General features: G+C 52.0%; 29 protein-coding genes and 1 riboswitch. Of the genes, 19 read left to right on the top strand and 10 right to left on the bottom strand.

Features of this window, described 5'->3' with window-relative positions; genetic code table 11:
* Window positions 1-17: 17 nt before the first annotated feature.
* Window positions 18-176 carry a hypothetical protein gene (locus HP435_RS24145; protein WP_173598531.1) on the top strand — a complete coding sequence of 53 codons (159 nt, stop codon included), beginning with the start codon at window positions 18-20 and terminating at the stop codon, window positions 174-176.
* Window positions 161-733 carry an NADPH-dependent FMN reductase gene (gene ssuE, locus HP435_RS24140; RefSeq protein WP_173598530.1) on the top strand — a complete coding sequence of 191 codons (573 nt, stop codon included), beginning with the start codon at window positions 161-163 and terminating at the stop codon, window positions 731-733. Before HP435_RS24145 ends, ssuE begins: the two co-directional genes overlap by 16 nt.
* Before the next feature lie 155 nt (window positions 734-888).
* On the opposite strand, the gene HP435_RS24135 is transcribed toward ssuE, so the two are convergent.
* The gene (locus HP435_RS24135; RefSeq protein WP_173598529.1) at window positions 889-1,323 is read right to left on the bottom strand and encodes a rhodanese-like domain-containing protein; all 435 of its coding nucleotides are present in this window, start codon (window positions 1,321-1,323) and stop codon (window positions 889-891) included.
* Window positions 1,324-1,441: 118 nt separating this feature from the next.
* Here HP435_RS24135 and HP435_RS24130 point away from each other — a divergent pair, with 118 nt between their 5' ends.
* The gene (locus HP435_RS24130) at window positions 1,442-2,332 is read left to right on the top strand and encodes a LysR family transcriptional regulator (RefSeq protein ID WP_173598528.1); all 891 of its coding nucleotides are present in this window, start codon (window positions 1,442-1,444) and stop codon (window positions 2,330-2,332) included.
* Window positions 2,333-2,337: 5 nt separating this feature from the next.
* Window positions 2,338-3,165, top strand: a complete 828-nt coding sequence (locus HP435_RS24125; RefSeq protein ID WP_173596768.1) for an alpha/beta hydrolase family protein — start codon at window positions 2,338-2,340, stop codon at window positions 3,163-3,165.
* A gap of 10 nt (window positions 3,166-3,175) precedes the next feature.
* Here HP435_RS24125 and HP435_RS24120 read toward each other — a convergent pair whose 3' ends face one another.
* On the bottom strand, window positions 3,176-4,999 hold the full coding sequence (locus HP435_RS24120; RefSeq protein WP_122964372.1) for a sensor histidine kinase: 1,824 nt from the start codon (window positions 4,997-4,999) through the stop codon (window positions 3,176-3,178).
* 5 nt (window positions 5,000-5,004) lie between these two features.
* Entirely contained in the window at window positions 5,005-6,015 is a 1,011-nt protein-coding gene (locus HP435_RS24115; RefSeq protein WP_173596683.1) for a BMP family ABC transporter substrate-binding protein, read from the bottom strand.
* 189 nt (window positions 6,016-6,204) lie between these two features.
* Here HP435_RS24115 and HP435_RS24110 point away from each other — a divergent pair, with 189 nt between their 5' ends.
* The gene (locus HP435_RS24110; RefSeq protein WP_122964374.1) at window positions 6,205-6,399 is read left to right on the top strand and encodes a hypothetical protein; all 195 of its coding nucleotides are present in this window, start codon (window positions 6,205-6,207) and stop codon (window positions 6,397-6,399) included.
* Window positions 6,400-6,521: 122 nt separating this feature from the next.
* A complete protein-coding gene (locus HP435_RS24105) occupies window positions 6,522-6,875 on the top strand; it encodes a response regulator (protein ID WP_122964375.1) in 354 nt (117 codons plus the stop codon).
* A 48-nt stretch (window positions 6,876-6,923) separates the two neighbouring features.
* On the opposite strand, the gene HP435_RS24100 is transcribed toward HP435_RS24105, so the two are convergent.
* A complete protein-coding gene (locus HP435_RS24100; protein ID WP_122964376.1) occupies window positions 6,924-7,910 on the bottom strand; it encodes an ornithine cyclodeaminase family protein in 987 nt (328 codons plus the stop codon).
* Between the two features lie 505 nt (window positions 7,911-8,415).
* On the opposite strand from HP435_RS24100, the gene HP435_RS24095 reads away from it, so the two are divergent.
* The 3 genes from HP435_RS24095 to ald all read left to right on the top strand — a co-directional run bounded on the left by HP435_RS24095 (window position 8,416) and on the right by ald (window position 11,563).
* Window positions 8,416-8,970, top strand: coding sequence for a helix-turn-helix domain-containing protein (locus tag HP435_RS24095; protein WP_173596684.1), 555 nt, complete (start codon window positions 8,416-8,418; stop codon window positions 8,968-8,970).
* 94 nt (window positions 8,971-9,064) lie between these two features.
* On the top strand, window positions 9,065-10,309 hold the full coding sequence (locus HP435_RS24090; protein ID WP_173596685.1) for a PucR family transcriptional regulator: 1,245 nt from the start codon (window positions 9,065-9,067) through the stop codon (window positions 10,307-10,309).
* Window positions 10,310-10,438: 129 nt separating this feature from the next.
* On the top strand, window positions 10,439-11,563 hold the full coding sequence (gene ald / locus HP435_RS24085) for an alanine dehydrogenase (RefSeq protein ID WP_122964379.1): 1,125 nt from the start codon (window positions 10,439-10,441) through the stop codon (window positions 11,561-11,563).
* A 70-nt stretch (window positions 11,564-11,633) separates the two neighbouring features.
* On the opposite strand, the gene HP435_RS24080 is transcribed toward ald, so the two are convergent.
* Genes HP435_RS24080 through HP435_RS24070 form a run of 3 tightly spaced genes read right to left on the bottom strand, consistent with a single transcriptional unit; the run spans window position 11,634 to window position 15,278 of the window.
* The gene (locus HP435_RS24080) at window positions 11,634-12,809 is read right to left on the bottom strand and encodes a Ger(x)C family spore germination protein (RefSeq protein WP_122964380.1); all 1,176 of its coding nucleotides are present in this window, start codon (window positions 12,807-12,809) and stop codon (window positions 11,634-11,636) included.
* Complete coding sequence (locus HP435_RS24075; protein WP_173598527.1) at window positions 12,806-14,188, bottom strand: spore germination protein; 1,383 nt, start codon at window positions 14,186-14,188, stop codon at window positions 12,806-12,808. Before HP435_RS24075 ends, HP435_RS24080 begins: the two co-directional genes overlap by 4 nt.
* Window positions 14,178-15,278: a GerAB/ArcD/ProY family transporter gene (locus HP435_RS24070; protein WP_173596688.1), complete on the bottom strand. Its 1,101-nt coding sequence runs from the start codon at window positions 15,276-15,278 to the stop codon at window positions 14,178-14,180. The genes HP435_RS24075 and HP435_RS24070 overlap by 11 nt, the downstream gene beginning before the upstream one ends.
* A gap of 147 nt (window positions 15,279-15,425) precedes the next feature.
* On the opposite strand from HP435_RS24070, the gene HP435_RS24065 reads away from it, so the two are divergent.
* The 6 genes from HP435_RS24065 to HP435_RS24040 all read left to right on the top strand — a co-directional run bounded on the left by HP435_RS24065 (window position 15,426) and on the right by HP435_RS24040 (window position 19,984).
* On the top strand, window positions 15,426-16,517 hold the full coding sequence (locus HP435_RS24065; protein WP_173598526.1) for a quinone-dependent dihydroorotate dehydrogenase: 1,092 nt from the start codon (window positions 15,426-15,428) through the stop codon (window positions 16,515-16,517).
* Between the two features lie 151 nt (window positions 16,518-16,668).
* Window positions 16,669-16,865, top strand: a riboswitch (cobalamin riboswitch).
* A 147-nt stretch (window positions 16,866-17,012) separates the two neighbouring features.
* On the top strand, window positions 17,013-17,777 hold the full coding sequence (locus HP435_RS24060) for an energy-coupling factor ABC transporter permease (RefSeq protein WP_063230911.1): 765 nt from the start codon (window positions 17,013-17,015) through the stop codon (window positions 17,775-17,777).
* Window positions 17,774-18,058, top strand: a complete 285-nt coding sequence (locus tag HP435_RS24055) for an energy-coupling factor ABC transporter substrate-binding protein (protein WP_063230912.1) — start codon at window positions 17,774-17,776, stop codon at window positions 18,056-18,058. The genes HP435_RS24060 and HP435_RS24055 overlap by 4 nt, the downstream gene beginning before the upstream one ends.
* On the top strand, window positions 18,055-18,846 hold the full coding sequence (gene cbiQ, locus HP435_RS24050) for a cobalt ECF transporter T component CbiQ (RefSeq protein WP_173596690.1): 792 nt from the start codon (window positions 18,055-18,057) through the stop codon (window positions 18,844-18,846). The genes HP435_RS24055 and cbiQ overlap by 4 nt, the downstream gene beginning before the upstream one ends.
* Window positions 18,847-18,850: 4 nt before the next feature.
* Window positions 18,851-19,705 (top strand): energy-coupling factor ABC transporter ATP-binding protein, encoded by an 855-nt coding sequence (locus tag HP435_RS24045; RefSeq protein ID WP_122964385.1) that lies wholly within the window; start codon window positions 18,851-18,853, stop codon window positions 19,703-19,705.
* A 114-nt stretch (window positions 19,706-19,819) separates the two neighbouring features.
* Window positions 19,820-19,984, top strand: a complete 165-nt coding sequence (locus HP435_RS24040) for a hypothetical protein (protein WP_167470292.1) — start codon at window positions 19,820-19,822, stop codon at window positions 19,982-19,984.
* Window positions 19,985-20,036: 52 nt separating this feature from the next.
* On the opposite strand, the gene HP435_RS24035 is transcribed toward HP435_RS24040, so the two are convergent.
* Complete coding sequence (locus HP435_RS24035) at window positions 20,037-20,174, bottom strand: hypothetical protein (RefSeq protein ID WP_167470293.1); 138 nt, start codon at window positions 20,172-20,174, stop codon at window positions 20,037-20,039.
* 183 nt (window positions 20,175-20,357) lie between these two features.
* On the opposite strand from HP435_RS24035, the gene HP435_RS24030 reads away from it, so the two are divergent.
* Both HP435_RS24030 and HP435_RS24025 read left to right on the top strand, forming a co-directional pair.
* A complete protein-coding gene (locus tag HP435_RS24030) occupies window positions 20,358-20,852 on the top strand; it encodes a hypothetical protein (protein WP_122964386.1) in 495 nt (164 codons plus the stop codon).
* 18 nt (window positions 20,853-20,870) lie between these two features.
* The gene (locus tag HP435_RS24025) at window positions 20,871-21,047 is read left to right on the top strand and encodes a hypothetical protein (RefSeq protein ID WP_173596692.1); all 177 of its coding nucleotides are present in this window, start codon (window positions 20,871-20,873) and stop codon (window positions 21,045-21,047) included.
* A gap of 424 nt (window positions 21,048-21,471) precedes the next feature.
* Here the strand turns inward: HP435_RS24025 and HP435_RS24020 are convergent, their stop codons facing one another.
* Window positions 21,472-21,672, bottom strand: a complete 201-nt coding sequence (locus HP435_RS24020; protein ID WP_122964387.1) for a hypothetical protein — start codon at window positions 21,670-21,672, stop codon at window positions 21,472-21,474.
* A 335-nt stretch (window positions 21,673-22,007) separates the two neighbouring features.
* Between HP435_RS24020 and HP435_RS24015 the strand changes: the two genes are divergently transcribed.
* Window positions 22,008-22,736: a helix-turn-helix domain-containing protein gene (locus HP435_RS24015; RefSeq protein WP_122964388.1), complete on the top strand. Its 729-nt coding sequence runs from the start codon at window positions 22,008-22,010 to the stop codon at window positions 22,734-22,736.
* A complete protein-coding gene (locus tag HP435_RS24010) occupies window positions 22,720-23,169 on the top strand; it encodes a toxin-antitoxin system TumE family protein (RefSeq protein ID WP_122964389.1) in 450 nt (149 codons plus the stop codon). The genes HP435_RS24015 and HP435_RS24010 overlap by 17 nt, the downstream gene beginning before the upstream one ends.
* Window positions 23,170-23,389: 220 nt before the next feature.
* On the opposite strand, the gene glnA is transcribed toward HP435_RS24010, so the two are convergent.
* Window positions 23,390-24,808, bottom strand: coding sequence for a type I glutamate--ammonia ligase (gene glnA, locus HP435_RS24005; protein WP_063227267.1), 1,419 nt, complete (start codon window positions 24,806-24,808; stop codon window positions 23,390-23,392).
* Between the last annotated feature and the right edge of the window lie 95 nt (window positions 24,809-24,903).

Here is a 24,903-nt window from a genome sequence, read left to right as displayed (position 1 = left end):
AAAGCCGCAGGGCTGGCATGGATTCAGCGCAACAAGAACGGATCGGGGAAAAGGAAGCGGGCCAAACGCCCGATGCGGCACAGGAACTGAGGAAATCGACAAACTTGCGCGGCAGGCAGGGACATCGCTGCTTGCCAAATAAAAAAGGAGAGATCAAGCTATGGCAAAACTCGTGATTGTATCAGGAAGTCCCTATGCAGGCTCCAGACTGGACACCGTCCTGACCTACATAGATCGATTGTTGCTGGAAGCTGGACACGAAACAGACTGGGTTCATGTGCGCGACTTGCCTGCGGACGATTTGCTGCACGTTCGTTTTGACAGTCCCGCTATCGTACAGGCCAACGAGCGGATCGCCGAGGCAGACGCGCTCGTCATCGCGACCCCGATCTACAAAGCGGCGTATTCCGGTGTGCTGAAAGTGTATTTGGACCTGCTGCCGCAAAAAGCTTTGGAGAACAAGGTGATTTTGCCCGTGGCAATCGGCGGGACGATCGCCCATCTGCTGGCGATCGATTACGCTCTCAAGCCAGTCTTGTCCGCACTGGGCGCAAGACATTTGCTGGCGGGTGCCTTTATCCTCGATTCGCTGGTGAAAAAAGGCGAGGACGGGGCAAACTCGTTGGAGGAGGAAGCGGCGCAGCGGCTGCAAGATTCTGTGGAGCAGCTCGTGCAGGAGCTTTCCTGGCAAGCGGAGCGCAGCAAAGTCCCCAACGTCGCCAACGTCAACTAAAACCAAAGCCAAAGCCTAAACAAAGCAAGGAGCCCTTCGTGCAGGAGGGCTCTTTTGCGCTGTTACTTGTCCGCTTCCACGCTTTGCACCTGTAGCTCTTGGACAAGGTGACAAAGGTAACGATTCCCGGCGTGTGATGCCAAATGCTTGCTCGCCTATTCACTAAAAAGCGGACGGGGAGGATTTTTTTCCGGCAAAATGCTTCCTTCTATCCGATTCCCCTCACGCTGCCAATATTCCATCCCGCCGAGCATCTCCTTGACGGAAAAGCCAAGCTCCGCAAGCTTGGCGCACGCTTTTGCCGCACCGTTGCACGCAGGGCTCCAGCAGTAGACGACCAACAGCTTGGAGCGATCCAAAAACGCAGTGGTTTCCCCGCTGATAAGCGCGTGGGGCAACGAGATGGCGCCAGGTACGTGGCACTCCTGATACGCTTTTTCGCTGCGGGCATCGACGATGATATAATCCGCCACGCCGTTTTGCAGGTCATTCCAGACATCTGATACGTCTGTTTCCAAAGAGAGCTTGGCGAGAAAATGGCGATGGGCTTGCGCCGGGGGCGCGGCCGGAATTTGCAATACGACAGACACGTTCATTCCTCCTTGATTCGGGATGACTTCAGCTTAGCATTGATCGAATCATCACAGTTATCTATACTATTTGATAATAAACATCAGTGATTTCTATGATTGAACAGGAGGTGTGCCGATGGAGCTGGTGTATTTGCATACGTTTCGCGAGGTAGCCAGATGGGGCAGCTTCACGCGGGCGGCGGAGGAGCTTGGCTATGCGCAGCCGACAGTGACTGCCCAGATGCAAAAGCTGGAACAATCTTATGGAGTGCCGCTGTTTGAGCGCTACGGACGCAGGCTGCGCATGACTCAGGCGGGAGAAGCACTGTTGCCGTATGCGAGGGAAATGATCCGGCTATATGGGGAATCTAAAGACATCGTGAACCGTCAGGCGAGCGGCCCGCTTGCGATTGGCACGATTGATACGCTTGCTGCTTTCTTTTTGCCCCCGTACTTGCAAAGCTTCCGTGAGCAATATCCGGCGGTCGATCTCGTGCTGCGGACGGCGAGTGAAGAGGTGATTTTGCAGCAGCTTCGCGATGGTTACCTGGACATCGGGATCATTTTCGATCGCCGCTGTACAGACAAGGAGCTGGTAGCAGAGGTCGTTCGTCAGGAGGAGCTGGTGATCGTCATGCCTCCCGAACATCGGCTTGCGAGCTTGCCTGTGCTGACAGCCCGCGATTTGGCGAGCGAATCGCTTATCCTCACCGAAGAAGGCTGCACGTACAGAGGGATGCTTACGGAGGTGCTTGGCGAGCAAGGAATAACGCCGCGAATCGCCTGCCAGTTCAGCAACCCGGAAGCGATCAAGCAGTGCGTGCGCTGCGGTCTGGGAGTGGCACTTTTGCCGTCCATGGCTGTGAAAAGAGAACAGGCGGAAGGCTTGCTGGCTGCCGTGCCTTTTCGCAGCGACAAGCCTCCGTTTTTCATTCAGGTGGTGCATCATAAAAAGAAATGGCTGTCGCCGTCCATGCAGTTCCTTGTGGAAAAGCTGGCGCCGGGGCAGCAGAGAGAGGAATCGTGAGCAGGATGCAGGTTGATTTTGCCCCCTTTGTCGCTTTTGCGCCGGAAGAGAGCGTCGTCTCAGGGGTCGCGCTCTATACGGTCAGCTATTATAGCGACGATCTGCTGGTCAAAGCGCTTTTGGCGGTGCCGGAACATTTTCTGGCGGAAGAGACAAGGCTTCCCGCGCTGCTTTATTGCCGCGGCGGGATCAAAGGAATCGGACGGGTCAGACCGGAGCGGATCAGCCAGATGGCTGCCTTTGGCTATGTCGTTCTCGCCCCGCACTATCGGGGGAATGAAGGCTGTGCGGGACGGGACGAATTTGGCGGGGCAGATCGGCAGGACGTCTTTTCAGCCTACGAGCTGCTGCGCAAGCTGAACATCGTCGATTCCCGGCGGATCAGCGCGTACGGCTTTTCCCGCGGCGGGGTGATGGCTTTGTTTGCGGCGATGGAATGCAAAGGCTTGCTGTCTGCTGTCGTTTGGAGCGGGGTCAGCGACATGTTTTTGACGTACGAAGAGCGGGTGGACATGCGCAGAATGTTGCGCAGGCTGATTGGCCATCCCGACAAGCAGGAAGCAGCGTACCGCGACCGCACCCCGCTGTATCGCGCAGGCGAGATCGCTTGTCCGGTGTTGATCATCCACGGCACAGAGGATGAAAATGTGAGCGTCGAGCATGCCCACAGGCTGGCAGCCGCGTTGCAAAAGGCTGGCGTCTGGCACGAAAAATGGCTGGCGGAAGGGGCCAGCCATCTGTTCGTCGGAGAAGAAATCGAAAAGTATACGAGAAACATGTTCGCCTGGCTGGACGAGCGCGGTCAGGAGCGGATCGCGCCAGCTAACGCGTAAACAGCGTAACTCAGTCCACTTTTGGGTCGAGGGGCAGCGTGATGATGATTTCTGTTCCTTGCCCCAGCTTGCTTTTTACTTGCAGGTCGCCGCCGTGGTTTTCCACCATGCGGCGCGAGATCGGCAAGCCAAGTCCGGTGCCGTCTTCTTTCAGCGAGAAGAACGGATCAAAAATCCGCACGAGAAACTCCGCCGGAATCCCTTCACCCGTATCTTTTACATGAATATGCACGGCTTTATCGTCCAGGTGGCTTTCGATCAAAAGAATGCCGCCTTCTTTCATGGCCTCAATACTGTTTTTCATCAGATTCAGCAAAATTTGTTTCAGCTGCTCCACATCGACGTGCAGGCGAATATTGGGCGCACAGCGGTCGACAATCTGGATGCCGTGCAGCATGGCTTCGGCATTCATCAGCGGCAGAATCGAGTGGACGACACCTGCGAGATTCACTTCGCGATAGTCCGGCTTGGACGGCTTGGACAGCATCAACAACTCCGTCACAATCCGGTTGACCCGCTCAATTTCCTGCAAGATCAGCGGCAGGTAGTAGCGATCCCGCTCCTGATCGGACAAGCGCTGTTCGAGCAATTGAATGAAGCCGTAAATAACGGTGAGCGGGTTGCGGATTTCGTGCGCTGCTCCGGCTGCAAGCTGCCCGACCATCGCCAGTTTTTCCGATTGGTTCAAGTATTCTTGAAGTTGTTCTTGCTCCGTAATATCGAGAAAAGCGACCATCCAGCCCGAGTCTTGATCGTGCTTTTGGTTGTGCAGCGGCACATACGAGACGAGAGCGGTAAACGGCGAGTCATCCTGCTTGTACAGCGTCATTTTGCGATTGACGAACCAGGGGGCATCCTCGCTGTCTGTTGACGCCGTGAACGAAGCGGCTTTGGACATCGGATACCCGGCCTCGTCGACTTTGACCAGATGCTGTGCCAGTTTGTTGACGTGGATGCTCGCCCCGGCGTGCGGCTGTGTGATGATCCCGACAGGAAGCGAGTTGAGAATTTGCTCGCGAATATTTTTTTCTTCCGTCAAAATTTGACGCTGCATGGCGTCCTGGGCGAACAAATTGGCGATATTGCTCGACATTTTGTTGAACTCCTGGGCCAACTCGCTAAATTCGTCATGATGGGTATAAATAATTTGCTGGCCAAACGTCCCTTTGGACACCTCGCGTACTTGCTTCATGAGCGACTCGATCGGACGAAGCAGCTCGTTGCGGAAGTAAAAGGTGCAGAAAAACCCGAACAAAATCGCAGCTACGGAAACCGTGTAAGTAAGAATCAGCGATACGCGAATGCTTTCGTTTGTATGCTGAAACTCTTTGTTTGTCTTGTACTCCAGTTGATTGAGCGAGAATGACAATTCACGTTCCAGCTGGTTGATCAACGGCTGGACTTCCTGGCTGAGCACGTAGCTGACAGCGGGCACATTGTTCGCCTTGAGCAGCGGATTGATTTTGTTCAAAAACAGAAAATCCAGCTTGGAAATCGATTCAATAATGGAGAACAAGCCGCTGTTTTCCTCTGTTTTCGTCAGCGAGGCGAAACGGGATGTGTCGATCAAATTGGTGTAATACTGGTCGAGATAAGACTCGTCGCGGGTCAAAGTGTACATGTTCAGGGCGAATGTCTTGGTGTATATCTGGTTTTTGACCTCTAAAAGAGCGCTCGTTTGCGGCAAAACGTTTTGAGTCAGGTGCACTTCGTCGGAAGTAACCTTTGTCATATGGTAACTGAACAGGGTAGTGACGCAGCCGATCAGCAGCATCATGACGAGATAGCTGAGCATCATTTTTTTCTGAAATCCAAGATTGCTGAACAGGGACATGCCAATTAACCTCCAAACGAGCCACGGGAAGAAATAAAGTGCTGCAATTCCCGTTCAATATCTGCGCGAACCTCCGGGGGCACCATCGGGCCAAACGGACTGAAGTGGTTCACGCCTTCGGCCAGACCGTAGACAACCTTGCCGCTCGGGAGTCTGTCTGCCATGTACTGCTCGAAAATAATGCGATAACATTGCCGCACGTCTTGCACCAGGGAAGCGAGCACATAGTCCGGCGCGATGTAGCGCTGGTCGGCGATATAGCCGATCGTATACACCTTGGAGCGCTGTGCTTCGGTAATGACGGCGAGATTGAAGCTGTCTCCGGTGGTGTAGATGACATCGACACCGTGAGCGATCATCTCGCGCGTTTTTTGTACGGCATTTTCAATGTCATTGAAGTCGGATACTTTCCCGATCACGATTTCCGCGTTGGGCGCAGCTTTTTTGACTCCTGCGCGAAAGCCTTCCGCCTGAGCCATTTCCGGCGGCTTGTCGACCAGAATATAGCCGACTTTGCCCGTGCGGGACATTTTCGCCGCCAGCATGCCGACGAGCTGACCGGCAGGCTTCATGTCGTAGCGAATCGTCGTCTGGTTGGAATGCGGGGCTTCACCGTTGAAGGAGATGAAGCGGGTCTGCGGATACTTGCGTGCGACACTGGTAAACGGCTCGGAGAAAATCACCCCATGCCCCAAAATGAGATCATAGTCGTTTGCTGCGTATTTTTGCGCCACATTCGTGATTTGATCGGCTTTGATATTGTTGGCAATCTCCAGTGAAAAGCCGAACCTTTTCTGCATCTCCGTAATGCTTTCCATCGCGCTGCTGTTCCAGCCCTGATCGTAGGTTGGCCCTTCCAGCAACAAGGCAACGCGCAATATTTCAGAAGAAGGCCCGCGGTCATTGATCACTTCGTCCAAATGTTTCATGCTGGTAAAAAACTGACTGGTAATGAGCAGAAGCAGCCCGACAACCAGGAAGGTAAACAGGGCGAAAAAAGGCTTCAGCTTTGGCATGGAAAAATTTCCCCTTTTAAAAAACAAGCGTTCGATCGTGAGACGGTAAACAAGTGCACTCCTATTATATCGGAAAAGTAGCGCGATGAAAAAATGAGGAAAATAATGACGGGAGTGGGGGTGCATGGAAAGGCAAGATCAGGACAGCCTATTAAGGCAAAAAGCAGAGAAAAAGGGAGGCGTTTTCGCATGGAGAAGGATTTCGTGGAAATCCCGCAGCCGGATATACCGGATGAAGTACGGCAAGTCGATTTGCCAGAGATCACAGAGACTACTCCTCATCCCAAGCCCGAGAGTCCGCAGGCAGCGAAAGTAGTAGCGGGGCAAGCAACAGGTGAACAAGGCTCAGGCGAAACCACGGAGCCGATCGGTTTTCGTCCGTAAACGTCGAAAACGCCGAATGTTCATTTCGACAAAAGAAGTCATTTTCTCTCGTGGACAAGGCTTGCGATTTCTGCAAAAGTAATAGAGAGAAATGCGAGCGAGATGTGAGGGGATAGGACACCATGGCCCGGTTGCTGATTGTAGACGACGCAGCCTTCACGAGAAGGATGTTGACAGATATGCTAGGCGAGCAACACGAGATTTGCGGAGAAGCGTGCAATGGTTTGGAGGCTGTTGAGAAATACAAGGAACTGAAGCCGGACATTGTGACGATGGACATCACGATGCCGCACATGCATGGAATTGAGGCCATGCGCGAGATTCTCGATTACGATCAGGATGCCAAAGTGTTGATCTGTTCGGCAGTCGGGCATCGGCAAAAGGTTTTGGAGGCCATGAAGACTGGCGCGAGCGACTTTGTCGTCAAGCCTTTTCAGAAAGAGCAAATACTCGATGCCATCACCCGCCTGCTGTAAGCAAAAAAGCAGCCGCCAAGCTTGAAGCGCTTTGGCGGCTGTACGGTTCTATAACGAGACTGCAGTGCCGATTCCGGCAGCTTTTGCCCGCTCGTACACGGTCTTGGCTACCGCTGTATCCAGGTAAGCGACTCCGACCGATTTGTAGAGCGTGATTTCTGCGTTATTTTCCCGCCCCGGCTTTTGCCCGATCAAAATTTCTCCCAGTTCAGCGTGCAATTGAGCAAAGCTCCACTCTTGTTCCGCGATTGGAATGAGCAAATCGCCAGCTTCGTGCTCGGCACCTTCCAGCGTATCGACGACGACTTTGCTGGTTTGTACGGTGGCCGAATCGACTTCCCGCATGTGCGGCAGGAACGCGCCGATTGCGTTGATATGGGTACCAGGACGCAGGCTGGAAGCGGCAAACAGCGGCTCGGTCGCCTTGGTGCTGCAAATGACGATCCGGGCAAGCGAGACGGCTTCGTCGGCGTTTTCCACCACCGTGATCTCTCCGTGCCAATCCGGATAGAGCGCCAGCAGGCTTTGTTTCATTTCATCAGCTTTGGCTCGCGTCCGGTTGTACAAGTAAATATGGCGCAGCGCCCGTACTTCCATGACAGCCTGGATTTGCCCGAGCGACTGGGCACCGCAGCCAAGCACCGCGCAGCTGTCCGCATCCTCTGCGGCTAAATACTTGGTGGCGACACCGCTGCTCGCCCCGGTCCGCATGACGGTCAGCAGGCTGGCATCCATCATGGCGACGTGCTGCCCCGTTTTGGCTTCCGTCAGCACAATGACGCTTTGCAAAGACTTGATGTTGTGTTTATGGTTTTGCGGAAAAATGCTGATGATTTTCACCGCGACGTAATCATCGCTCGCCAAGTAAGACGGCATGTACAAGCTGGTCGCATCGTATTTGGGATGGTCAACCGCGGTGCGCACCGGAGTCGTTACGTTTCCTTGCATATGCTCGCGAAAAACGTGTTCCACGTCTTCCAGGCAATCTTTCATCGTGTAGATTTGCTCGATATTTTCCCGGCTCAAAATGAGCATGACTCTCATCCTTTCGGTCAGGATTTGTCAAAATCCAAATCCTTTGTTTCATCAATGCCGTTGCGAATCCACAGTCCCACAAACACGAGTGCAACGCTCAAAATGAACGGAACGCGCCAGCCCCAGGCCAAAAACTGCTCTTCAGGAAGCGTGCTACCATTCGATGGAGCTGCCCATCAAACTGGCGATCAACGCCTTGTTTTGAACCTGTTTGGAAACTCCCGCTTGTGGTTGAAGTGCCATCAGTTGCAGATCCTCCCTTGGTGTGTAAATGACGATGCTTTGCAGAATGGCGTTGGAGTGCGAGTAGCAGCGGGCGGGGGACACCTTCGTTTCGTGAATTGAAGCGTCACTTCAATTTCCGCTCATAAAAAAAGTGAAAACGCTTTTTGTCTGATAATAGTAAAGATTATAAAAGATAAAAGGATTCATCGCAACAGCGTTTTGCACCATTTTCCCGCAAGCGGTATGATAGACCTATCTTGCGAGATTTGAGGTATAGCGGATGGAACCAACGATTGGCGTCTTGATCAAGTCACTGCGGCTTGGCAAAAAAAAGACACTGAAACAAATATCTGAAAAAACGGAACTCTCGATAAGCTTTTTGTCCCAGGTGGAGCGGGGAAAATCGTCGATTACGCTGGAATCGCTGAAAAAAATCTCCGAGGCGTTGGAAGTGAGTCCGAGCTATTTCTTTTCGGAAAAGCATTCGGCACAGAGCGATCGCGTGCGCAGAGGCGGACAAAAGCCTGCGATGCCGAGCGGCTTTCCTTTCGTGTATGAGGACTTGTCTGGCGATTTGGCGAACCGCTTGCTGGAACCGATCCTCGTCACATTGCAGCCCCACGAGGACAGCGGGACGCCTTTTGTCCACAAAGGGCAGGAGTTCGTCTACGTGCTGGAAGGGGTATTGACGCTGTTGCTCGGAGAGGAAGAGCACGATTTGCATCCGGGCGACAGCATTCACATGGACTCGACTACACCGCATAACTGGCTGAATCGTACCGGGGAAGTCGTCCGTTTTTTGTGCGTCAATTCCGCTGCGGAAAAAGACCAGTAGCGCGAGCGTCCGGCAAGCGGAAAAAGTGCGCCCTGCTTACGCTTTCTTGTATAATAAAAGGACACGTACGAATGCGCGGTAAAGAGGTGGAAATGTGTCCGTTGAGCCTAACTATTTTCAACAGTATCAGCATGCCGATATAGACGAACTAGCCGATGTGATTGGAGAGCTTTTGCAAAACCCGATTACGGTTGAAGATGCGGATCACAAATTGATTGCCTACAGCTCCCACGGAGACAGCACCGATCAGGCGCGCTGGTCGACCATCATGGGCAGGCGGGTGCCGGAAAAGGTGTTGACCCGCCTGTGGAAGGACGGCGTGTTCCAGGAGCTGTTGACGCAAGACGACCCTGTACATATTCCGGCCAAGGATGAGGTCGGCCTGGGCAAGCGTGTGGCGATCGCGATCAGGCGCGGCAGTGACGTGCTCGGGTACATATGGGCGCAGGAAGTGAATCGGCCGATCACGCGCGAGGATGACGAGATTTTGCGTCAGGCGGCACGGGTAGCCGTCTCAAGGCTCATGCAGCGGCAAGGGAAGCGCAAGGCGGAGGAGCAGCGGCGCAAGGAGTTTTTGTGGGAGCTGTTGCTCGGCAACCACAAAAGCGAAAGCACGATCCGGCAAAAAGCTGACAGCCTGCAAATGCAGCTTCCGACCGCTTATTTGATTTGCATTATTGAAGCGGCAGGTGCGCGGCTCGACCAGTATTTGTACCCGTTGCTCATGCGCGACAAGCTGTTGTGGGTTGTCGACGGTTCGCAGATCATTTTGCTGATCGGCCTTGACGGCAGTGTCAAAAAAGATGTGCGGGAAGTCCTCGTCCGCAAAGTCGAGCAGTTTCTCGCCGACTCGCTCGGCAAGCTGGAAGCCCATGTCACAGAAGGACGACAGGTGATTGCAGGCTACGGACTCGGCTATCAGTCGACGTATACAGAGATTGTGAAAAGCTACAGGGAGGCGCTGCACGCGCTCAAGATCAAGAAGCTGTTTCCCAAGGAAAACGAAGGCATTTACGGCTATCACGAGCTGGGCATTTACCGTTATCTCCTGCAACTGAAGCAGTGGGAGGCGGAGCAAGGCTATGAAAACGAGCGCTTGGAAAAGCTCAGGCAATACGACCGGGACAATCAGACGGCGATGTTGCAGACATTGGAAACGTTTCTGGACGCGGCAGGCAAGGTGAACGTGACCGCCTCGCGTCTGCACATCCACATCAACACATTGAGCTACCGATTGCGGCGGATTGAGGAGATCATGCGGGTCGATCTGGAGAACATGAACCAGCGGGCCGCCCTCTACCTGGAGTTGAAAATGGCGAAGCTCGATCAGGAACAATAGTTCGTTTGTGGATTTTCACAAACAGAAGGATGGCAAAATTAAAGGAATCCCCAAGGAAACGCCCCGTGTAAACGCTGTACAATGTTAGTATTCTCATTAAATCGGCGTTTCCAAGGAGGACTACCTATCATGATCGTTGGCATTCCAAAAGAGATTAAAAATAACGAGAATCGCGTTGCCATCACGCCAGCAGGCGTAGCAGCCCTCGTACAAAACGGACACTCTGTTCGCGTAGAGACAGGTGCAGGACTTGGCAGCGGTTTCACCAACGAAGACTACACAGCAGTAGGCGCTGAGATTGTCGCGACCGCAGCAGATGCGTGGGCCGCTGACATGGTCATGAAAGTAAAAGAACCACTTCCTGCCGAGTACGGCTACTTCCGTGAAGGTCTGATCTTGTTCACGTACCTCCACCTGGCTCCAGAGCCTGAATTGACTCGTGAGCTGCTCGATAAAAAAGTAATCGCAATCGCGTACGAAACTATCCAGCTCGACAACGGCGCATTGCCGCTCTTGATGCCGATGTCCGAAGTTGCGGGCCGCATGTCCGTACAAATCGGTGCGCAATTCCTGGAAAAACAATACGGCGGCAAAGGCGTGCTGCTCGGTGGCGTACCTGGCGTGCCAAAAGGCGAAGTCGTTGTCATCGGTGGCGGTATCGTAGGTACGAACGCTGCGAAAATGGCGCTTGGTCTCGGTGCAAATGTAACGATCATCGACGTGAACGCAGATCGTCTGCGCCAATTGGATGACCTGTTCCAAGGCCGCGTACAAACTTTGATCTCCAACTCTTTCAACATCGCAAGCGCAGTGAAAAAAGCAGACCTGCTCGTAGGCGCTGTTCTGATCCCTGGCGCACGCGCTCCTCGCCTGGTAACAGAAGCGATGGTAAAAGAAATGACGCCTGGTTCCGTGATCGTAGACGTGGCAATCGACCAAGGCGGTTCCATCGAAACGATCGACCGCATCACAACGCATGACAACCCGACTTATGAAAAACACGGCGTGATCCATTACGCAGTAGCGAATATGCCTGGTGCGGTAGCTCGCACTTCCACTCTGGCGCTGACGAACGTAACGGTTCCATACGCTGTTCAACTGGCGAACAAAGGCTACGCACAAGCGATCCGCGACAACCACGCTCTGGCGAAAGGCGTAAACGTCATCGACGGAAAAGTGGCTTACAAAGCGGTTGCAGATGCTCACAACCTGCCATACGCTTCTGTAGAAGAAGTATTGCTGGTGAAAAACTAATCGCGCTTCCATAAACGAAACTGCTTGCCAGAAATTTTGGCAAGCAGTTTTTTTGTGGGCAAATCCTTACTCACTCAGGGCCGAGCGGGTCGGGGTATTTGGAGGAGTTCATCTTCATTTTGCCTGAGTCGCTCAAATGCACCTGTATATGAATCGAGGCAATCGAATCTGCGGTCGGCGCCGTACGATGCTCTTTTTCATACGCCCGCCAGGCCCGGTAGTCTTTTTTGAACAACTCTTTTTCCAGGCCGTACAAGTCAGTGCCCTTTTTCAATCCTTTTAAAAAGGTGTCCCTGATTTGCTCCCGGACCTGTTCTTCCGAGTTTTTCTGAATGTGCGCAGGGCTGACCGGACTCATTAGCTCGCGAACAAAGCCTAGCAGATGCACCTTCAATTTATAGCGGGGAATCGGCCCGGTGGTGAGCGGGACGATTTGCAGTCCTACGTGCTTGATGCGGATTGTCGCTTTGGGAGTGTTGTTTTCGCGGATGATCAGGCCGGCAAACTCGGTGTCTTTGTTCATCCAGCGCAAGCCCATCAGATCGCGGCTGGGAAAATAGCCTTTCCAATTGCCGCGATGCAGCGCGTGCACCCCGTCTATGGACAGGCGCGAGGTGTAGTGATTGTTCTCCTTCCACGAGTGGGTGTAGATGGTGACATTGGGCAGCAGCACGGTATTCGAAGGGTCCCAAAAGTTGCTGATGAAGCGGTAAAACTGGGTCGGCTCGATAAAGGAGCGCTGCTGATACACGTCTTTTGGCTGATGCAAAAGGGACGTCAGCGGAGAGAAGCCAGTCAGGGCGTGATTGCCAAGAATTTTGTCGACCGGCTCCCTCGTCGCGAACACCCATTTTGTATAGCGGATCAAACCGTAGCGGTTCAAGATGTCATGCGTCGTGATTATGCCTTTTTGCAGGATGCGCTCGTGAAATACGAGAGACGAGACGAATCCGAGGAACAGCGGCACTTGCGAGTTTTTTTGCAGGTTGTCAAAAGCGGACATCAGCGTCTTACCTCTCCCGATGGAAATAGCAGCGGGAGGCGAATCCGGTTGACTTCCCGTTTCCTGTTTGGCGACGCTGGACAGGTCGACAGACTGGGCGTAGAGGACGTATTCGTCGTTGATAAAGTCAACGCCAAAAGCAGACAAATAGCTCAAATCCTGAATCGATTTCTGATCCCAGCAGCCGCTCAAAAGCGTTGTGGCAAGCAGCAGCAAAGCGCAAGCGATGCGGGCGTATTTCATTTGGTGTTCCCGTCCTTTTCAGGCTTTTTGCGGAAAAAGTAAATCAGCGGCTGGAACAAGACCAGATACAGATTGGACAGCACGTTGGACGAGCCCATCAACACGTAGGGACGGCCAAACGAGGTCAAAGTGGACAAGTAGTAAATAATCGCAATCATTCCGATGACGAATCCGTACATGCCGATCGTCGACGACAGGAGGAAGACAACAAAACGGGTGACCGTGACAGCACCGCTCAGCGCCTGGTTGACGAGAGTGAACGAAGCGACGACTGTCAGCGAGCCTACGAACAGCATCGAGGGCGAAGTCAACCCGGCGCGAATGGAGGCGTCTCCGATGATCAACGCGCCGACAAGCGCCAGCGTTTGCCCGACGTTTTTCGGCAGACGTGCTCCCGCTTCCCGCAGAAACTCAAAAATGAACAAAATCACGAAAAGCTCCATCGGGGCGGAAAAGGGCAAGCCTTTGCGTCCTTGGGTAATCGTGGCGAGCAGCTGGAACGGAAACTGCTCGACATTGTAGGCAGACAAGGCAATCCAGAACCCGGGCAGAAAAGCGGCAATCCAAAAACCGCCGAGACGCAGCATGCGCTCCAGCCAGACGTACGTGATCGGATACTGATCGTCCTCCGGAGACTTGATCAGCTCCAATAGCGACACGGGAGCGATCAGGGCGAGCGGAGAGCCGTCCACCATGATGACCGCTTTTCCTTGCAGCAACAAATAAATCGCAAAGTCGGGACGCCCTGTATAGTCGACTAGCGGGAACAACGAATTGCGATTGTCGCTCAGCATTTTTTCCAGCAGCGCACTGTTGATTATTTTTTTGTTTTCGCAGGCAATCAGCCGATCGCGAATCATCTCAAGCAGGTCGGGAGGGACCGTGTCTGTCAAATACAACAGGGCAATCCGGCTGCGGGAACGGGTGCCGAGAATAAAAGGCTCATAAGCGAGTGTGATCGTTCGCATGCGTTTGCGGATGAGGGCCACATTGGTCGACAAATCCTCCACGAAGCCGTCTCGCGGGCCTTTGATGGAAATTTCCGTGTTGGCTTCTTCTGTACCCCGTTGCGGCCGATTGGAAATGTCCCAGGAAAAAGGCGGCGAATCCCCCAAAAAAATCAGCAAGTCTCCCGCGAAGAGCCGTTCAGTCCACAGCTCCGGATTGGTGAACAAAGGGACGAGCGGAAGCGAGCGCAGATCGCCAGAATTTACGCAGTGCTCCAATTGAGGCAAAGCCGTCTCCTGCAAATGCCGTACGTCCGCCAAACCTTCGCAGTACAGCATGAGCACAGACTGATCGTTCGGGGTGACAGCCCGCAGGAAGACGACATCAGCACAATGCGCAAATCTATCACGCAGCTCCTCTTCAAGGGTCATGGCTCACATCCTCCAATCTGGTTGGTTTTCGCAGCGACAGCAGGAACAAGATGAGTGTGACGACTACCATAACCAGCAAGTAAAAAGGATAGTAAATCTTCGAGAGAAACGTCACGAATTGCATGTCGCTGTAAGGAAGACTGGTCAGGGCGATCATGCTGGCGCCAAGGACGAACATGACGTATTTTCTTTGCTTTTTCGTGCGCAGGACGAGCAGCTCCCCGAGCAGCAGCAAGCAAAGCGTAATGCGGATAAACGACCCGGACAGCCACTGGAAAATCGAGAAAAACTCCATGTTCTCGATGTCTTTGCCGATCGTCAAAAGCCGCCATTGCTCAAAGGCGGGAAACCGCTGGCGCGTCGATTCCACAGGCCCGAACTCGGCGATGGCTCCTGTAAGCGGACTGAGGGTCAGTACCAGGACGATCGCGATCATGATGATATAGTGGACGGCGCGAAGCGGTTTGCGAATGTGGTGTTGCAGCAAAAGCAACAGGAACAGCTCGGTAAATCCTCCTCCTACAAACACCATGGCGTGCAGGGTGGGCATAAGCCCGTTCTGGAACAGCGGCAAAAGCTGGGTATAATCTTTTTTGGGAATGTTGCCAAACGCGACGAACATGCCCAATAACGAAACGGCAGGCAGCAGGATGCCGGAAGTAATGCCGACAGAGGCTATGCCGCCGTAAGAGGCGAACACGCACAAAATGATCAGGGCAAGCGCTGTCACCCATTCCGGTGTCTGCGGCAAATAGTTGACGGTAGTCCATGTTTGCGTATCGATTAAATTGACGAGGGCCATCAAGTACAGGCAAAGGATGATCGGGGCGAGGAGCAGATGCCGGACGGTTTTTCCAGATCGCAAAAGAAGCCACTGGGACAGCGACATCTGCTTGATCCGTCTATTGATGAAAAACAGGGCGTATGCCCAAACGGCAAAGGGGATGGCGCCAATAATGACGCTCAGCCAGGCATCGCGCCCAGCTTTGCTGAGCAGCAGAGGAATAAGGGTAACATGGTTGGTTATTCCGATTGAGAGCATCATGACCATGATCGCTTGGCCAATCCCGATTTTTCCGTCTGCTTTCATGAAACATACGTCCCCTTTTAAATCGCTGGTTTTGTTATAGTTTGTCTGCTCGACTGGAAATATGTATCGCGTATAAAGGTTAGCCCACGAGAAACAAAGTGTGGTATTCTACAATGAGGTAAAAATGGAGTAAGGAGTGCAGCCGGGATGTATAAGCTCATAAGAAAATATCTGTTCCAGATGGATACGGAAGAGATTCATGAAAAAACGGTTGGTGCCTTGAAGCTGATGGAAGATTCTGCTCCGGGAAAAAGCTTGCTCAGAATGATGTTCCAGTTGAAGGACGAGCGTCTGGCGACAAAGCTGTGGGGAATGACTTTTCCCAATCCGGTAGGACTCGCCGCCGGTTTTGACAAAAATGCCGAAGTGTATCATGCGCTCGGTGCGCTCGGGTTCGGCTTTGTGGAAATCGGGACTTTGACGCCGCAGGGACAGCCTGGCAATCCGAGGCCCCGCTTGTTCCGTTTGCCTGAACACGAAGCAGTGATCAACCGAATGGGCTTCAACAACCACGGTGCGTATTTGGCTTCGCAGCATCTGGTAGATTACGCTTATTCCGATGTTCCGATCGGGATCAATATTGGCAAAAACAAAGTCACTCCTAATGAGGAAGCGGCTTCTGACTATATCAAGTGTCTGGACATGCTCTATGCGTACGGCCATTATTTCGTCATTAACATCAGCTCGCCGAACACGCCGAATTTGCGCGACTTGCAGGAGACAGAAAGCATGCGCCAGCTGGTGCGGGCGATACGCGAGAAAGCGGCTGAGCTGGAAGCGCGCGGCATTCAGAAAAAACCGATTTTGCTCAAAGTAGCTCCAGACATGTCTGACGAGCATATGCGCGATGTCGTGCAAGGGGCTGTGGCGGAAGGTATTTCCGGGATTATTGCCACCAATACGACACTGTCGCGGGAAGCTGTTCAAGGGCATCGGTACGGCGAGGAAGCGGGCGGTTTGAGCGGAAAGCCGCTGACAGAGCGATCGACAGCGTGGGTGAAAGAGATTTATCAGGAAGTCGGAGGCAAAGTGCCGATTATCGGTGTCGGAGGCATTTTTACCGGAGAAGACGCCTATCAGAAAATACGCGCGGGCGCCAGCCTGGTCCAGGTTTATACTGGCATGATTTATCAAGGGCCTGGCATTTCGAAGCAGATCAACAAGCAATTGCTCAAGCTGATGCAGCGGGACGGTTTTTCCCACATCAGCGAAGCGGTTGGCGTGGACGCGAAAGCGTAGAATCAAAAACGTAGAACCAAAAACAAGGCTCGTGCAGTCAATGACATTCGCCAAAAGGTCATCGGTTGCAGGAGCCTTTTGATAATAAGCTTTACGCTGGATTGGGCGATTGAGTATAATAATGTAGGACAAGCAAGAACTGTCAAACAATTGGATATTGTCGGCAATAGGTGCCTTTGTGTGCATGAGCACGAAGGGTAACAGGGAATCGGGTGAAAGTCCCGAGCGGTCCCGCCACTGTAATCAGGGAGTTCTCTTTGATGAAGTTCCACTCATATTCATATGGGGAAGGACAAAGAGCGCATCGATCTGAAAGCCAGGAGACCTACCTACTTGCCACACCCTGGAGACCTTCGCGGAAAGGAGCGGTGAATACGGAGCAATTGGACAGAAGTTCATGTCTATTGTTTTGTGCGCATACCTCGTCTGCTATCGGATGGGGCTTTTTTGATTGGAAAAAACGGTAAAAAGAACAGCAAAGGAGGAGAAGTTGCCTTGAATCGATCACGCTTTGTCTCGACCTGTTTATTGATTGCGGGCTTTGTTCTTTACTTTCTCGTAAATGAACCGCAAACTTCTTACGCGATGCACATTATGGAAGGGTATTTGCCGCTGTCGTGGGCGTTGTTCTGGTGGGTAGTATTTATTCCGTTCTTCATTCTTGGCATTCGTTCGTTAAACAAAATCGTCAAAGAACACCCGCAAATGAAGCTGCTTATTGGCGTATCAGGTGCCTTTGCTTTCGTGCTGTCTGCTTTGAAAATTCCTTCGGTGACGGGAAGCAGCTCCCATCCTACCGGAACAGGACTTGGGGCGATCATGTTCGGCCCGTGGGTGATGTCTGTGCTGGGCAGTCTGGTGCTGTTGTTCCAAGCCTTGCTGTTGGCGCATGGCGGATTGACCACGCTTGGCGCCAACGCTGTTTCGATGGCGGTTGTCGGGCCGATGGTGGCTTACGGGGTGTACCGCCTGATTGTCCGTGCCAACGGAGGACAACGTTTGGCTGTCTTCGCTGCGGCAGCTCTTGCTGACCTGGCGACTTATGTAGTGACATCTGTTCAGTTGGCGCTGGCTTTTCCGGCTGAGTCTGGCGGGGTATTGGCTTCTTTCGCCAAGTTCGCTGGCATTTTTGCCATCACACAAATTCCGTTGGCGATCAGCGAGGGGCTTCTGACCGTGCTCGTCTGGAACTGGCTTCAATCTTACAATGCAAAAGAGCTGGCGGAGCTGCGCTTGCTGAAACGGGAGGAATCGCTGTGAAAAAAGGAATGAACTGGCTGCTGCTCCTGGGTGTCGTCGTGCTTGCGATCGTGCCGTTGCTTTTGGTGCAGGACTCGGAGTTCGGCGGAGCGGACGGAGCGGCAGAGGAAGCGATCAAGGAGATTGCCCCTGCGTACGAGCCGTGGTTCCAGCCGCTGCTTGAACCGCCAGGAGGCGAGACGGAGAGCTTGCTGTTTGCCGTGCAAGCGGCATTGGGAGCGGGCATTGTCGGCTATGCGATGGGCTTGTACAAAGGTCGGCTGGATAAAAACAAAAAATGAACTGGCAGCAGCTTGACTCTCTTTCGTATCAAAACCGTCTGAGATTTTTGCCGCCGGAACACAAGCTTCTGTTTGCGAGCGCGTTGATTTTGCTCGTTTTGACAGGACATGAGTGGTTGCAAATGGCGATTTGCATTTGGATGGGAGTATGGGTGATCGGATATGCCCGTATTCCCGTCCGTTTCTATTTCGGATTTCTTCTTTTGTCTCTCTCGTTCTTTGTTTTGGGTTTGCCTGCACTTCTGCTGGAAGCGACAAGGGCGGAGACAGCTCCTGTGACTCAGATGGCAGTGGCGTGGCATGTCGGCCCTTATTTGATATACGTTCCAATGAGCGCCATCAGCAAGGTGTGGGTGCTGTTTTGGCGAACGATGGCCAGCCTTGCCTGCTTTTCCTTTATTTTGTTTACGGTGCCGTTTGCCGAGATTTTGCAGGTGTTGCGCAAGCTGCGGCTTCCGGTCATCGTTACGGATTTGCTGATGATTATGTACCGCTTTATTTTCGTGTTGCTCGGCGTCTCCCATCAGTTGTGGATTGCTCAGCGCTCGCGTGGCGGACACCGGGGATTTCGCGCGACGATGCGCGACATCGGCGGTCTGGCTGCCCAGCTGTTCGTCAGGGCGATGCGCAAATACGATGCGTTGTACAAAGGGATGGCAGCCAGAGGCTTCGGGGAAAGCTTGCAAGTGCTTTCTTTGCACAGTCATTCCCGCTCCAGACGATATGAATGGGAGTCGATAGCAGGCTGTGTTCTGCTGATTTTGCTGGAGTGGTGGACAGGGGGATAATGCTTTGACATCATGGCTGTTGGAATTTGCTGACGTGCACTACGCCTATCCGGGTGGCCGCGGCCCTGTGCTGCGCGGACTGTCCCTGGGCATTCCAGAAGGGAAAAAATGCGCGCTGCTCGGACGAAACGGTTGCGGCAAATCTACTTTGTTTTTGCACGGGAACGGGATCATCCAGCCGCAGCAAGGGCAAGTGAGCTGGAAAGGGACGCCGCTCAGCTACAAACGCGCTGCCTTGCAGGAGATGACGCAAAAAGTCGGTCTTGTCTTCCAGGACCCGGAGCACCAACTGATCGCCAGTACCGTAGCGGAGGATGTATCCTACGGGCTGTGCAACCGGAACCTGCCGGCGGACGTGATTCGCCAAAAGGTACAGGCGATTCTTCAGGCGTTCGGGATGACCGAGCTTGCTGACGTGCCGATTCATCACCTGAGCCTGGGGCAAAAGCGTCGACTGGCTTTGGCCGGGGTCATGGTGCTGGAACCGGAGCTGTTGCTTTTGGATGAGCCTACGGCGTATCTCGACCGCTATCAGACGCGAAATCTTTTGCGCGAGCTTGATGCGATTCACCAAAACGGGACGACGGTGCTAATGGCGACGCATGACATGGATATCGCGTTTGAGTGGGCGGAATGGATTTGCGTGATGGACGCGGGCAAACTCGTATTTGCCGGAGAGCCGCAAGAGGCATTGGCACAAAGGGAGCTGCTGGAAAGCCTGCATCTCGGCATGCCGCTCATCGCTGACGTGTGGGAAGCTTTGCCGCAGGAATGGCGACAAGAAGCTGGCGAGCGCGTCCCTTGTTCGCTGGAGGAATTGAAAAAGCGTCTGCTGACTGGACAGGTTGCTGTCCGTTAGCGACGGAGAAGCGGTCGCGCTGGCGGCCGTTTTTGTTGTGCACGATTTCTTGACGCATGGCAAGAACAATCCAAGGGTATTCTATCCGTAAAATTCCTTTTGGAGGTATCCCTGATGGAGCACGATTCGTTGATGAGTTCTTCGCTTGCTGGCGAGGAGCAACAAGAGTTTCCCGAGAAGGTCAAAGATCAGCTCATGTTCAACGTGTTGGAAAAAGAAATGACGACCGAAGAAAAGGAAAAGAAAGCGAAAGACGAATATTTGACAGGAAAATCGTAGTCATTACCGAAAGGTCCTTCTCGGCTAACAAGAACGAGAGGGGCTTTTTTGCTCAGTTGTTGTTCCCTTTGTCTTCTTTTTCTTGCCGTTCTTTCAAAATGGACAAGAAGGCCAAGAAATCGCCCAGCAGAACCACAACGGCCGCCATCAACGCCAGGTCTTCCGCAGAAAAACCACTGTTCTGCTTCATGGTTCAGCCTCACTTCCATAGGTTATCTGTCCCTTGTATCATATGCGGAGCCGTTCGGACGGAAATGGGTATACGCACAACTTTGCCATCTTGAGAAATGTCGGCCGGATTTTGTAGGGAAACGTCTGTTTTTAGCGAATAAAAGAGAATGGACCTACTTAAAACGGGAGAAGTGGTGAGATTGTGATTTCAGCTTTGAATAAGACGCTCTGTGTTCAGCAGCTTGTGGAGAAATTGAGAGAAAAAGAGCTTGTCCACGTTTCCGGCTTTGACTTGAAGGAAACGAACAAAGCTTTGTATGAATATGTGCATCAGTTGAGCAGCTCCATCGCGATCATTCCAACCACGATCGATTCTGTGATTACAGGTGTCATCCGCTTCAAGGAGGGCTATTTCATCACGCTCGGCATGCTGATCTGGAAGGACGCAACCCAGAAAGGCCCGTTCAAGGAAGGGACTTTTCTGTTTTACAAGCGCGACGACAGCGATTCGCTGGACGAGTGTATCCATATCACCAACTCCATTGAAAACCATAACCTGATGGAAAGCTTGTTTTTCGCGTGCTGTGAGAGCAAGGGCGACGATCTGGTGCTGAAATATTCGCATATCGAGCATGCCATCCAATATGGAGAGACGTATCGGGAACTGAAGGAGCAGTGGAAAAAGGGATTTGCTTGATCATGGAGGTTAATGGGAATGTTGGACTTTGGTGCTGTCACTTTTGACTGGGTATCTTTTTTCTTGGATTTGATTTTGATTGGGGTGCCAGTTGGAATTGTTACTTATTTTGCCGTTTGGTCTAGTTTTCGCAAGAAGCTGGCTGAGCTGGAGAAACGGGTCGGAAGCTTGGAAAAAGCAGGGAAGAGTAACTGAGCAAAAGGCGAATGCGAGGAGCGAGCGTCAAAAAGTTTCTCTTGGATCAGGCGGAGGGACTTCCGCTGCGGTGTGTATTTTCCATTATTTATATATAAACGCCAGTTTTTGCGCAACCGATAAACATAATGTCATCTAGTATAAGTTCGCAATTGGGGATAGGCGTTCGACTAATCGTGCAGAATAGTCGGCGCCATTTTTTTTGCCGCGATAAGCTGGGTGGTCCGTTGGCAGATGGGGGCTGCGTTACTTCTTTCGTCCTCGCCTGTATGGGGTCGCGGTGTGAAAAGCAGCAGACAATCCTTTCTTTGTTGTTTGAGAGGCGAGGCGTCAGGATAAGGCATCCTATGCCCGAAAAATGGCGGATGTGTGTGGACGAATAGGGACTGCTGCCCTGATAAAAGAGCAGCAGTCGGATGCTAGTCTAGATGTGAGGGGACACGCCATCTGCACCGAAGAAACGCCTCAGGATGATGCGGTTGTGGGTCGAAGTCCGTTCGAAAACAAATGCGACCTGATTGCCGCGGGGCACGAGATAATAGTGGGTAAATCCTAGTCGCGTAAGCCCGTGGCTAAATTGCAACGCATCCTGAAGGTTGACGATGAAGTACAGATGCTGGGTCATGAAAATCACCTCCTTCCGCACTTAAAGGTAGCAGAAGCAGGTGGGTTTTTTGTCTAAATTTTCCATATGGAAGTGCTTGTGAATGCTGTGCTCGGAAATGGAAAAATGGCGTGGGGGTTGAGGGGGAAGTGGGGGGTTCTTGCTCTCGTTTGCGGATCGAGTCTGTTTTCGTCAATGCCAAAAAGCCCTTCCTGTTTTGTTGGGAAGGGCATTCTATTTGTAGCTTATCTACTATCAAAAGGTATTAATCGTGAATTTAGCAATAATAATGGTAACAGATGATTTTAGTTGGTTGCAGTTAGTTTCAGTTCTCGATAGAATGGGAGTGAGAGGTGATGTTTGTGTCATTAACAATGTTGGATGAAAGGCGAATAGAGACAAAACTTGAAGAACTGAAATCACCAGATGTGAATGTATCTGAGTGGTACAAACGCAGTTTGGTTGATGATGTGGAGTTTCGCACTTTGTTTATCAAAATGCTTATTCAACTTTTACCGAACACCGAAGAGATCAGGGCAAAATGGGACGATTTTCAATTCCTTTCAGATAATCCAGCAGCAAACGAAGTATTGTATTCCATTTATATGAAAGCGCTAAGAACCGCAAGAAGTAATGATGCCGTACTTTCGATTTCATCCAGAAGGTCGATGACGAAGGAATATTCGACTGGGGAACTTGCTACATTTTTTGGTGTTTCGCAAACCACGATTAACAAATGGATTGCTGCTGGACATTTTAACGGCATATTACGTGCAGGAGAAAACAAGCATGTGAAGGTTCCAGAAGATACTTGGTACCATAATCCAGCATCAGGCGTACGTTTTCAAGTAAAAGATGCTGTAGAGTCCTGGAAAAGGGAGCAAGAAGAATGGGATTCTAGAGAAAAAGTCTCTGAATCTGAGCTTTATCAAAGATATGTGGACCACTTTGAACATAAGTACGGCGGAAAGTTCGCAGACACCCTAGGAAAAAAAGAATGGAACCAACTATCGGACGAGGAAGATACGGACAAGTCGATGTGGGCTTTCTTTTTAGAAAGGACACGCGATGTCGCTGGGGATTAGTAAAAGTAACTTCCACTTGATTGAGAATCTACTCTTTAAGGATATCATTGAGGAAATTCGCCCTGGAAGTGCAAAGGATTTGCCTTATTACAATTCAAATGTCATTTCCGTTGTATCAAAAGTTATTGTGTTTCGAGATGACATGAGTAAGATGTACTGCGTAGAATTTGTAAACGCCAGACAGGAGCTCGAAGCCTATTATTACGACTGGGCAGACAGTCAGAACAGGATGTTTTTGAAGTTCCATGCCCATTATCATCCAGAAGAAACGGACCCGAGTGTTGCACAATTTGACCCGTTTCATTTGCACAAGAAGGCGAACGATGCGGACGATAAGTTAACATTAAGAGTCAAAGATGAGAGATACATGGAACTCAATAACGTCCTTGAATTCATTCGAGATTCCGTTTATGTAAAAAAGAATCGCAAATAGACGGTATGACAGTATCTCCTTTGAGTAGACAGTGTAAAAAGCCCACCCGCTTAGCGAGGGACGGCACACTCTACTTGGAGGGGATTTTTCATGACCCAAAAAGGTCAAACATTCAAGCGAAGCAATGTAAAAAAAGCCTTCCATTCAGGAAGGCTTAATCATTTATCGGGAGCATGCGTTCTTTTTGTAGTATTTGTCCGCGAATTGTCTCCCTTAAATCTTACAGATCGTAATACAACTCAAACTCTTTCGGATTCACCGTGCGCTCGACTTGTTGGATGTCGGCGCGTTTCAGGGCGATCCAGCTTTCGATGACTTCCTTCGTGAACACGTCGCCTTCGAGCAGGAAAGCGTGGTCTTGCTCCAGAGCAGTCAATGCTTCCTCCAAAGAGCCAGGGGCGCGCTTGATCTCGTGTTTTTCGGCGTCGGTCAAGTCGTAGATGTTTTTGTCCAGCGGGCCGTAGCCAAGCTCGCGCGGGTCGATTTTGCGCTTGATGCCGTCCAGACCAGCCATCAGCATGGCAGCGAAGGCCAGGTATGGGTTGGCGGTAGAGTCTGGCGTGCGAAATTCGATCCGGGACGCTTTCGGAGTCACGGCTGCTACCGGAATCCGTACAGCGGCGGAGCGGTTTCCTTTGGAGAATACGAGATTGACTGGCGCTTCGTAGCCAGGAACCAAGCGTTTAAACGAGTTGGTGCTCGGGTTAGTCAAGGCGATCAGGGCAGGCGCGTGGTGCAAAATGCCGCCGATGTAGTGGAGCGCAGTCTCGCTCAGGTTTGCATAGCCGCCTTGCTCGTAGAACAGCGGAGTGTCGCCGTCGAACAAGCTTTGGTGGACGTGCATGCCGGAGCCGTTGTCGCCGACGATTGGTTTCGGCATGAAAGTCGCTGTCTTGCCGTGCTTTGCCGCTACGTTGCGCACGATGTATTTGAACAGCAGCAAGTTGTCGGCAGTGCGTGTCAAAGTGTCGAAACGGAAGTTGATCTCGCCTTGGCCGGCAGTAGCTACTTCGTGGTGATGACGCTCCACGTAAAGTCCAGCCTGAGTCATCAAGGTGCACATTTCGTTGCGGATATCCATTTGGGAATCAGTCGGCTGCACAGGGAAGTATCCGCCTTTGTTGCGAACTTTGTATCCCAGGTTTTGGCCTTCTTTTCCGGTGTTCCAGAACGCTTCCTCGGAATCGATATGGAAGTAGGAGCCGGATGGGCCGGAGTCGTAGCGCACGCTGTCGAACAGGAAAAACTCGGATTCCGGGCCGAAGTAGGCTGCGGTAGCCAGACCAGTTTGTTGCAAGTACGCTTCTGCCTTGAGGGCGATGCCGCGCGGGTCGCGAGTGTATGTGGTGTTGTCCGGATTGGCAATGTTACAGACGATGTTCATTGTTTTTGCTTCTACGAAAGGATCGATAAAAGCGGTGGACGGGTCCGGCATGGCAACCATGTCGCTTTCCTCGATGGATTTGTAGCCGACGAGACTGGAACCATCGAAGGCAACGCCATTGCGGAAGGTGCCTTCATCTACGGCGTAAGCAGGAACGGTAACGTGGTGTTGACGGCCAAGCAGATCGACGATACGGAAATCTACATATTCCACTTTCTCTGCATCAATGGTGGACAAAACAGTTTTCATATCCAAAACAACCCACTCCAATCGCGAAATATTTTCGTATTTGGTAAATTATTGTTCGTGTTTTCGTGAATTTCTATATCTCGAATTATAGCGATAACAAA

Origin of the sequence: Brevibacillus sp. HD3.3A (genome assembly GCF_013284375.2) — a bacterium.
Lineage (GTDB): Bacteria > Bacillota > Bacilli > Brevibacillales > Brevibacillaceae > Brevibacillus > Brevibacillus parabrevis.
This window is presented reverse-complemented; position numbering and strand designations above follow the sequence as displayed.

What these genes read in the sequence shown, in the direction of transcription:
- HP435_RS24115 (WP_173596683.1), bottom strand. Translation starts at nt 6,015, where the DNA reads ATGCCAAAGCTGAAGCCTTTTTTCGCCCTGTTTACCTTCCTGGTTGTC.
- HP435_RS24070 (WP_173596688.1), bottom strand. Translation starts at nt 15,278, where the DNA reads ATGAAAGCAGACGGAAAAATCGGGATTGGCCAAGCGATCATGGTCATG.
- HP435_RS24130 (WP_173598528.1), top strand. Translation starts at nt 1,442, where the DNA reads ATGGAGCTGGTGTATTTGCATACGTTTCGCGAGGTAGCCAGATGGGGC.
- HP435_RS24080 (WP_122964380.1), bottom strand. Translation starts at nt 12,809, where the DNA reads ATGAAATACGCCCGCATCGCTTGCGCTTTGCTGCTGCTTGCCACAACG.
- HP435_RS24020 (WP_122964387.1), bottom strand. Translation starts at nt 21,672, where the DNA reads ATGACCCAGCATCTGTACTTCATCGTCAACCTTCAGGATGCGTTGCAA.
- HP435_RS24025 (WP_173596692.1), top strand. Translation starts at nt 20,871, where the DNA reads ATGTTGGACTTTGGTGCTGTCACTTTTGACTGGGTATCTTTTTTCTTG.
- HP435_RS24110 (WP_122964374.1), top strand. Translation starts at nt 6,205, where the DNA reads ATGGAGAAGGATTTCGTGGAAATCCCGCAGCCGGATATACCGGATGAA.
- HP435_RS24075 (WP_173598527.1), bottom strand. Translation starts at nt 14,188, where the DNA reads ATGACCCTTGAAGAGGAGCTGCGTGATAGATTTGCGCATTGTGCTGAT.
- HP435_RS24105 (WP_122964375.1), top strand. Translation starts at nt 6,522, where the DNA reads ATGGCCCGGTTGCTGATTGTAGACGACGCAGCCTTCACGAGAAGGATG.
- ald (WP_122964379.1), top strand. Translation starts at nt 10,439, where the DNA reads ATGATCGTTGGCATTCCAAAAGAGATTAAAAATAACGAGAATCGCGTT.
- HP435_RS24145 (WP_173598531.1), top strand. Translation starts at nt 18, where the DNA reads ATGGATTCAGCGCAACAAGAACGGATCGGGGAAAAGGAAGCGGGCCAA.
- ssuE (WP_173598530.1), top strand. Translation starts at nt 161, where the DNA reads ATGGCAAAACTCGTGATTGTATCAGGAAGTCCCTATGCAGGCTCCAGA.
- HP435_RS24095 (WP_173596684.1), top strand. Translation starts at nt 8,416, where the DNA reads ATGGAACCAACGATTGGCGTCTTGATCAAGTCACTGCGGCTTGGCAAA.
- HP435_RS24040 (WP_167470292.1), top strand. Translation starts at nt 19,820, where the DNA reads ATGGAGCACGATTCGTTGATGAGTTCTTCGCTTGCTGGCGAGGAGCAA.
- HP435_RS24035 (WP_167470293.1), bottom strand. Translation starts at nt 20,174, where the DNA reads ATGAAGCAGAACAGTGGTTTTTCTGCGGAAGACCTGGCGTTGATGGCG.
- HP435_RS24100 (WP_122964376.1), bottom strand. Translation starts at nt 7,910, where the DNA reads ATGCTCATTTTGAGCCGGGAAAATATCGAGCAAATCTACACGATGAAA.
- HP435_RS24015 (WP_122964388.1), top strand. Translation starts at nt 22,008, where the DNA reads ATGTTTGTGTCATTAACAATGTTGGATGAAAGGCGAATAGAGACAAAA.
- HP435_RS24120 (WP_122964372.1), bottom strand. Translation starts at nt 4,999, where the DNA reads ATGTCCCTGTTCAGCAATCTTGGATTTCAGAAAAAAATGATGCTCAGC.
- HP435_RS24065 (WP_173598526.1), top strand. Translation starts at nt 15,426, where the DNA reads ATGTATAAGCTCATAAGAAAATATCTGTTCCAGATGGATACGGAAGAG.
- cbiQ (WP_173596690.1), top strand. Translation starts at nt 18,055, where the DNA reads ATGAACTGGCAGCAGCTTGACTCTCTTTCGTATCAAAACCGTCTGAGA.
- HP435_RS24125 (WP_173596768.1), top strand. Translation starts at nt 2,338, where the DNA reads ATGCAGGTTGATTTTGCCCCCTTTGTCGCTTTTGCGCCGGAAGAGAGC.
- HP435_RS24010 (WP_122964389.1), top strand. Translation starts at nt 22,720, where the DNA reads ATGTCGCTGGGGATTAGTAAAAGTAACTTCCACTTGATTGAGAATCTA.